Source organism: Streptomyces sp. NPDC002787, from assembly GCF_053592095.1.
In genome coordinates, this window is sequence record NZ_JBSFVC010000030.1 from 104,103 (window position 1) to 111,651 (window position 7,549).

Annotated in this window: 8 protein-coding genes; all 8 read left to right on the forward strand. The window is 69.9% G+C overall.

All coding sequences use genetic code 11. The features are described 5' to 3' along the window. The first annotated feature begins 3 nt into the window (after positions 1–3). The 8 genes from ACWD26_RS34655 to ACWD26_RS34690 all read left to right on the forward strand — a co-directional run bounded on the left by ACWD26_RS34655 (position 4) and on the right by ACWD26_RS34690 (position 7,411). Complete coding sequence (locus tag ACWD26_RS34655) at positions 4–756, forward strand: YebC/PmpR family DNA-binding transcriptional regulator (protein ID WP_451276041.1); 753 nt, start codon at positions 4–6, stop codon at positions 754–756. A gap of 166 nt (positions 757–922) precedes the next feature. Further along, entirely contained in the window at positions 923–1,453 is a 531-nt protein-coding gene (gene ruvC, locus ACWD26_RS34660; protein WP_451276043.1) for a crossover junction endodeoxyribonuclease RuvC, read from the forward strand. Beyond that, positions 1,450–2,055, forward strand: coding sequence for a Holliday junction branch migration protein RuvA (gene ruvA, locus ACWD26_RS34665; RefSeq protein WP_451276045.1), 606 nt, complete (start codon positions 1,450–1,452; stop codon positions 2,053–2,055). The genes ruvC and ruvA overlap by 4 nt, the downstream gene beginning before the upstream one ends. A 72-nt stretch (positions 2,056–2,127) precedes the next feature. Then, the gene (gene ruvB / locus ACWD26_RS34670; protein WP_451276047.1) at positions 2,128–3,198 is read left to right on the forward strand and encodes a Holliday junction branch migration DNA helicase RuvB; all 1,071 of its coding nucleotides are present in this window, start codon (positions 2,128–2,130) and stop codon (positions 3,196–3,198) included. Between the two features lie 174 nt (positions 3,199–3,372). Next, positions 3,373–3,867: a preprotein translocase subunit YajC gene (gene yajC, locus ACWD26_RS34675; protein WP_451276049.1), complete on the forward strand. Its 495-nt coding sequence runs from the start codon at positions 3,373–3,375 to the stop codon at positions 3,865–3,867. A 133-nt stretch (positions 3,868–4,000) separates the two neighbouring features. After that, entirely contained in the window at positions 4,001–5,779 is a 1,779-nt protein-coding gene (gene secD / locus ACWD26_RS34680) for a protein translocase subunit SecD (RefSeq protein ID WP_451276050.1), read from the forward strand. Position 5,780: 1 nt separating this feature from the next. Continuing rightward, a complete protein-coding gene (gene secF / locus ACWD26_RS34685; RefSeq protein WP_451276052.1) occupies positions 5,781–6,875 on the forward strand; it encodes a protein translocase subunit SecF in 1,095 nt (364 codons plus the stop codon). Next, positions 6,872–7,411 (forward strand): adenine phosphoribosyltransferase, encoded by a 540-nt coding sequence (locus ACWD26_RS34690; RefSeq protein WP_451276054.1) that lies wholly within the window; start codon positions 6,872–6,874, stop codon positions 7,409–7,411. Before secF ends, ACWD26_RS34690 begins: the two co-directional genes overlap by 4 nt. Positions 7,412–7,549: the final 138 nt, after the last annotated feature.

Below are 7,549 nucleotides of genomic sequence, written 5' to 3' on the forward strand. Positions count from 1 at the left end.
CAGATGTCCGGCCACTCTAAATGGGCCACGACGAAGCACAAGAAGGCCGTGATCGACGCCAAGCGCGGCAAGCTCTTCGCGAAGCTGATCAAGAACATCGAGGTCGCGGCGCGCATGGGCGGCGTGGACCTGGACGGCAATCCGACGCTGTACGACGCCGTTCAGAAGGCGAAGAAGTCGTCGGTCCCGAACAAGAACATCGACTCCGCGATCAAGCGTGGTGGCGGTCTCGAGGCCGGTGGCGCCGACTACGAGACGATCATGTACGAGGGTTACGGCCCCAACGGCGTCGCGGTGCTCATCGAGTGCCTCACCGACAACCGCAACCGCGCCGCCTCCGACGTCCGCGTCGCCATGACCCGCAACGGCGGCTCCATGGCCGACCCGGGCTCCGTGTCGTACCTGTTCAACCGCAAGGGCGTCGTGATCGTCCCCAAGGGCGAGCTGTCCGAGGACGACGTCCTGGGTGCCGTGCTCGACGCGGGCGCCGAGGAGGTCAACGACCTCGGTGAGTCCTTCGAGGTGCTCAGCGAGGCCACCGACCTGGTCGCGGTCCGCACCGCCCTCCAGGAGGCCGGCATCGACTACGACTCCGCCGAGGCCAACTTCGTCCCGACGATGCAGATCGAGCTGGACGAGGAGGGCGCCAAGAAGATCTTCAAGCTGATCGACGCCCTCGAGGACAGCGACGACGTCCAGAACGTCTTCGCCAACTTCGACGTCAGCGACGACGTCATGGCCAAGGTCGACGCGTAGCGCCGCCGGAGCCGAACGGGCTCCAGGGCCGATGGGCTTCAACGGGCCGACGGGACACCCCCCGTCGGCCCGTCGCGTTGTCGGTCGTTGTCAGCGGCACCCGATAGCCTGCACAAACCGGGGGCACCTCCCAGCGGTAGCTGGGGGAGATCGAAGGAGGGGCGCGTTGCGCGTACTGGGGGTGGACCCGGGACTGACCCGTTGCGGTGTCGGTGTGGTCGAGGGCGTCGCCGGACGGCCGCTCACCATGCTCGGCGTCGGAGTCGTCCGTACGCCCGCGGACGCCGAGTTGGGGCACCGTCTCGTCGCGATAGAACAGGGCATCGAGCAGTGGCTCGACGAGCACCGCCCCGAATTCGTCGCCGTGGAGCGGGTGTTCAGCCAGCACAACGTACGCACGGTCATGGGCACCGCCCAGGCCAGCGCCGTCGCCATGCTGTGCGCCGCCCGCCGCGGCATCCCCGTCGCCCTGCACACCCCCAGCGAGGTCAAGGCCGCCGTCACCGGCAGCGGCCGCGCCGACAAGGCGCAGGTCGGCGCCATGGTCACCCGCCTCCTCCGGCTCGACGCACCCCCGAAACCGGCGGACGCCGCCGACGCCCTCGCCCTCGCCATCTGCCACATCTGGCGAGCCCCCGCCCAGAACCGCCTGCAGCAGGCCGTGGCCCTGCATGCATCGAAAGGCCGTACGACATGATCGCCTTCGTCAGCGGCCCGGTCGCCGCCCTCGCCCCCGACTCCGCCGTCGTGGAGGTGGGGGGCATCGGTATCGCGCTCCAGTGCACACCGAACACGCTCTCCGGACTGCGCATGGGACAGCAGACCAAGCTCGCCACCTCCCTCGTCGTACGGGAGGACTCGCTGACCCTCTACGGCTTCGTCGACGACGACGAGCGCCAGGTCTTCGAACTGCTCCAGACCGCGAGCGGGGTCGGCCCACGCCTGGCCCAGGCGATGCTGGCCGTACACACCCCGGACGCCCTGCGCCGCGCGGTCTCGACCGGCGACGAGAAGGCGCTGATCGCCGTCCCCGGCATCGGCAAGAAGGGCGCCCAGAAGCTGCTGCTCGAACTGAAGGACCGCCTCGGCGAACCGATCGGCGCCCCCGCGATCGGCGCCCCGGTCAGCCAGGGCTGGCGCGACCAGCTGCACGCCGCCCTGATCGGTCTCGGGTACGCCACCCGCGAGGCCGACGAGGCCGTGTCGGCCGTGGCCCCCCAGGCCGAGGCCGCCCAAGGCACGCCCCAGGTGGGCCAGTTGCTGAAGGCCGCCCTCCAGACCCTCAACAGAGCCCGCTGAAACCCTCGACAGAGCCCGCCGGCCCCCTGTTGAAGCTCCGCCCACCCGACCGCGACCCGCGAGGCACACGTAATGAACTGGGACGACACGACCGACGACACCGCTCCCGAGCGGCTGGTGGGCTCTGTCGCCGACCGTGAGGACCAGGCCGTCGAGGCCGCCCTGCGCCCCAAGGACCTGGACGAGTTCATCGGCCAGGAGAAGGTCCGCGAACAGCTCGACCTCGTCCTGCGGGCCGCACGCGCGCGTGGCGCGACGGCCGACCACGTCCTGCTCTCCGGCGCACCGGGCCTCGGCAAGACCACCCTCTCGATGATCATCGCGGCCGAGATGGGCGCACCCATCCGCATCACCTCCGGCCCCGCCATCCAGCACGCAGGCGATCTCGCCTCGATCCTCTCCTCCCTCCAGGAGGGCGAGGTCCTCTTCCTCGACGAGATCCACCGCATGTCCCGGCCCGCCGAGGAGATGCTGTACATGGCGATGGAGGACTTCCGCGTCGACGTCATCGTCGGCAAGGGCCCCGGCGCCACCGCCATCCCCCTCGAACTGCCCCCCTTCACCCTGGTCGGCGCCACCACCCGCGCGGGACTGCTGCCGCCGCCGCTGCGCGACCGCTTCGGCTTCACCGCGCACATGGAGTTCTACGAGCCCGCCGAACTGGAGCGCGTCATCCACCGCTCGGCGAACCTCCTCGATGTCGAGATCGACACGGACGGCGCCGCCGAGATCGCGGGCCGCTCGCGCGGCACCCCCCGCATCGCCAACCGTCTGCTGCGCCGCGTACGGGACTACGCGCAGGTCAAGGCGGACGGCATCATCACGCGCGACATCGCCGCGGCCGCCCTCGCCGTCTACGAGGTGGACGCCCGCGGCCTCGACCGCCTCGACCGGGGCGTCCTCGAAGCCCTGCTCAAGCTCTTCGGCGGCGGACCGGTCGGCCTCTCCACACTCGCCGTCGCCGTGGGGGAGGAGCGCGAGACCGTCGAGGAGGTCGCCGAGCCCTTCCTCGTCCGCGAGGGCCTGCTCGCCCGAACCCCCCGCGGCCGGGTCGCGACCCCCGCCGCATGGGCCCATCTGGGCCTCACCCCGCCACGCGGCACGACCGGCGGAAACGGACAACAGGACCTGTTCGGGGCGTGACCTTCTCGTGACGGCGCGGTACTCGCCCGGCATGGAACCCCGGTGACATGCTGTGCGTTGTTCCATCACGGTGGACTCGCTTAGACTCCGCCGATGCCGCCCTTGTCGGCGACACACATACCCCCAACCATCAGGCCGCTCGCCATCGCGGTCGTGTGAAGGAAGTTCCGACCCGTGAGTCTCGTGACCCTCCTCCCGTTCATCGTGCTCATCGGGGCCATGATCCTGATGACCCGATCGGCCAAGAAGAAGCAGCAGCAGGCCGTCGACATGCGGAACCAGATGCAGCCCGGTTCCGGCGTCCGCACGATCGGGGGCATGTACGCGACCGTCAAGGAGGTCAGCGAGGACACCGTCCTCCTCGACGCCGGGCCGGGCGTCGAGCTGCTGTTCGCCAAGAACTCCATCGGTGCCGTCCTCAGCGACGAGGAGTACAACCGCATCGTCCACGGCATCGAGCACGACCTGAAGTCCGACGTCGTCCCGGACGACGCCTCCTCCCTCACCGAGACCGACGAGCCCTCCGACGACGCTTCCGCCGCTTCCGACGACAAGCCCATCGACCTCGGCAAGAAGGACGCGTCCGACGACGCGACCGACGAGACCGCCGAGGCGAAGGCCGACGAAGCAGAGCCGAAGAAGACCGACGGCGAGTCCGACGCGAAGTAGTCACGTCCCGGGAGTGCGAGCGAGAACCGCCCGCGCCCCGGGCACGTGCCGTTTTCGCCCGGACTCCCGACACCAGTCATGGCCGTCCCCGCGCTGACCCCGCGCACGGCGGCCCGAGAGGGAGTACGAGAAGGTGGCAGCACCGAAGAAGGGCCGGAGCGCGAGTACCCAGAGCAAGCCTGGGCGCGCGCTGGCCCTCATCCTGATCGCCCTTGTGGCGCTCACCGGGGGAATGTTTGCCTCCGGACACACCACTCCGCGTCTCGGCATCGACCTCGCCGGTGGTACGAGCATCACACTGACGGCGGTCAACGAGCCCGGCCAGCCCAACGCGATCAACAAGACCAACATGGACACCGCGGTCGAGATCATGAACCGCCGTGTCAACGGTCTGGGCGTGTCCGAGGCGGAGGTCCAGACCCAGGGCAATGAGAACATCATTGTCAACATCCCCAAGGGCACGGATTCCGAAGAGGCCCGGGAACAGGTCGGCACCACCGCGAAGCTGTACTTCCGTCCGGTTCTGCAGAGCCAGGTCGGCGCCGGCACGCCGCAGACCCCGAGTGCCTCGCCGAGCGCCAGCGGCAGCCCCAGTGGTTCACCGAGCCCGTCGAGCTCCGACGGCAAGGACGAGGCGACCTCGCCCGACTCCGGTTCTTCCGCCAGCCCGTCGTCCTCCGCCACCTCCCAGGGCCGTGCGGTCACCGACGCCCTGAAGGCCGACCCCACGCCGTCGGGCAGCGCCTCCGAGTCCGCCAAGGCCTCCGAGAGCGCGTCGCCGTCGGCGAGCGCGAGCGTCGACGAGGAGACCCAGGCACTCCAGGCCAAGTTCGCCGCCCTCGACTGCAACGACCCGAAGCAGCGCTCCGAGGCCGGCAAGGGCAAGACCACCGACGTCGTCGTGGCATGCGGCCAGGACAACGGCAGCTGGAGCAAGTTCGTGCTCGGCCCGGTCGGCGTCGACGGCACCGAGGTCGAGAAGGCCCAGGCGCTGCTCGACACGCAGACCGGCACCGGCTGGCAGGTCGTCATGGACTTCGACTCCAAGGGCGCCGACAAGTTCGCCGACATCACCGGTCAGCTGGCGGGCCAGACCTCCCCGCAGAACGAGTTCGCGATCGTCCTCGACGACGAGGTCGTCTCCCACCCCTTCGTGCAGGCGGCGGTCACCGGCGGCAAGGCCGAGATCTCCGGCAGCTTCACGCAGGAGGAGGCCCAGAACCTCGCCAACATGCTGTCGTACGGCGCGCTCCCGCTGACCTTCAAGGAGTCCAGCGTCACCACCGTCAGCCCCGCGCTCGGCGGTGAGCAGCTGGAGGCCGGTCTGATCGCCGGTGCGATCGGTCTGGCCCTGGTCGTGATCTACCTGGTCGTCTACTACCGCGGCCTGTCGCTGATCGCCATCGCCTCGCTGCTGGTCTCGGCTGTCCTGACCTACGTGATCATGGCGTTGCTCGGTCCGACCATCAATTTCGCGCTGAACCTCCCGGCGGTCTGCGGTGCGATCGTCGCGATCGGTATCACAGCGGACTCGTTCATCGTGTACTTCGAACGCGTCCGGGACGAGATCCGCGAGGGCCGGACGCTGCGCCCCGCCGTCGAGCGGGCCTGGCCCCGTGCCCGGCGCACCATCCTGGTCTCCGACTTCGTGTCGTTCCTCTCCGCCGCGGTGCTCTTCATCGTCACCGTCGGCAAGGTCCAGGGCTTCGCGTTCACGCTGGGCCTGACGACCGTGCTCGACGTGGTGGTCGTCTTCTTCTTCACGAAGCCGCTCCTGACGCTGCTGGCCCGCACCAAGTTCTTCGGCAACGGCCACAGCTGGTCCGGTCTGGACCCGAAGCGGCTGGGTGCCCGGCCGCCGCTGCGCCGCACCCGCCGTCCCGCAGTCCCCGCCGACCCGAAGGAGGCCTGAGATGTCGAAGCTCGGTGACCTCGGAGCCCGACTCCACCGCGGCGAGGTCGGTTACGACTTCGTCGGCAACCGCAAGATCTGGTACGGCGTCTCGATCCTGATCACCATCACGGCCATCGTCGGCCTGGCGGTGCGCGGCCTGAGCATGGGCATCGAGTTCCAGGGCGGTGCCGTCTTCACCACGGGGAAGACGAGCGTCTCGGTCAGCCAGGCGGAGACCTACGCGGAGGAGGCCTCCGGCCACGACGCGATCGTCCAGGAGCTCGGCCAGGACTCCCTACGCATCCAGATCTCCGGCGTGGACACGGCGAAGTCCGACGAAATCAAGCAGGAACTCGCCAAGGACCTGAAGGTCGACGCGGACTCGATCAACGCGGACCTGGTCGGCCCGAGTTGGGGCGACCAGATCGCCAACAAGGCATGGCAGGGCCTCGCCGTCTTCCTGGTCCTCGTGGTGATCTACCTGGCGATCGCGTTCGAGTGGCGCATGGCCATCGCCGCGTTCGTCGCCCTGATCCACGACATCACCATCACGATCGGTATCTACGCCCTCGTCGGCTTCGAAGTCACACCGGGCACGGTGATCGGTCTGTTGACCATCCTCGGTTACTCGCTCTACGACACGGTCGTCGTCTTCGACAGCCTCAAGGAGCAGACCAAGGACATCACCAAGCAGAACCGCTGGACGTACGCGGAGATCGCCAACCGCTCGATCAACAGCACCCTGGTTCGGTCGATCAACACCACGGTGGTCGCGCTGCTGCCGGTCGCCGGTCTGCTGTTCATCGGTGGCGGTGTCCTGGGCGCGGGCATGCTCAACGACATCTCGCTGTCGCTGTTCGTCGGCCTCGCGGCCGGTGCGTACTCCTCGATCTTCATCGCCACGCCGCTCGTCGCCGACCTCAAGGAGCGCGAGCCGCAGCTGAAGGCCCTCAAGAAGCGAATCCTCGCCAAGCGGGCCCAGGCCGACCACGACGTGGAGCCCGCGGCCGACGGTCCGTACGACGACGAGCCGGCGGACGCCACCCCCGCGGTGGTCGGCCCGCGCTCCCAGCCCGGGAGCCGCAGCCGGGGCCGAGGCGGAAAGCGGCGATGACCGACATCAAGGAACTGCTGCTCAGCCGCATTCGTGACGTCGCCGACTACCCGGAGCCGGGCGTGATGTTCAAGGACATCACCCCGCTGCTGGCCGACCCGGCGGCGTTCACCGCGCTGACCGACGCACTGGCCGAGCTGGCCGTGCGGCACGGCGCCACGAAGGTCGTCGGCCTGGAGGCCCGGGGCTTCATCCTGGGCGCCCCGGCCGCCGTCCGCGCGGGCGTCGGCTTCATCCCGGTACGCAAGGCGGGCAAGCTCCCCGGAGCCACGCTCAGCCAGGCCTACGACCTGGAGTACGGCTCCGCCGAGATCGAGGTGCACGCCGAGGACCTGTCCGCGGGCGACCGCGTCATGGTCATCGACGACGTCCTCGCCACCGGCGGCACCGCGGAGGCCTCCCTCCAGCTGATCCGCCGCGCGGGCGCCGAGGTCGCCGGTGTCGCGGTCCTGATGGAGCTGTCCTTCCTGGCGGGCAGGCAGCGCCTGGAGACCGCGTTGGCCGGGGCCCCACTGGAGGCCCTGATCACCGTCTGACCCACAGCACACGACCACACGGCGGGGGGGCCCCGGCGGGTGCCCCGGGGGCCCCCCCCCCCCCCCCCCCCCCCGGGGGCCCCCCCCCCGCCCACCCCCCCCCCCCCCCCCCCACCCCCCCCCCCCCCCCCCCCCCCC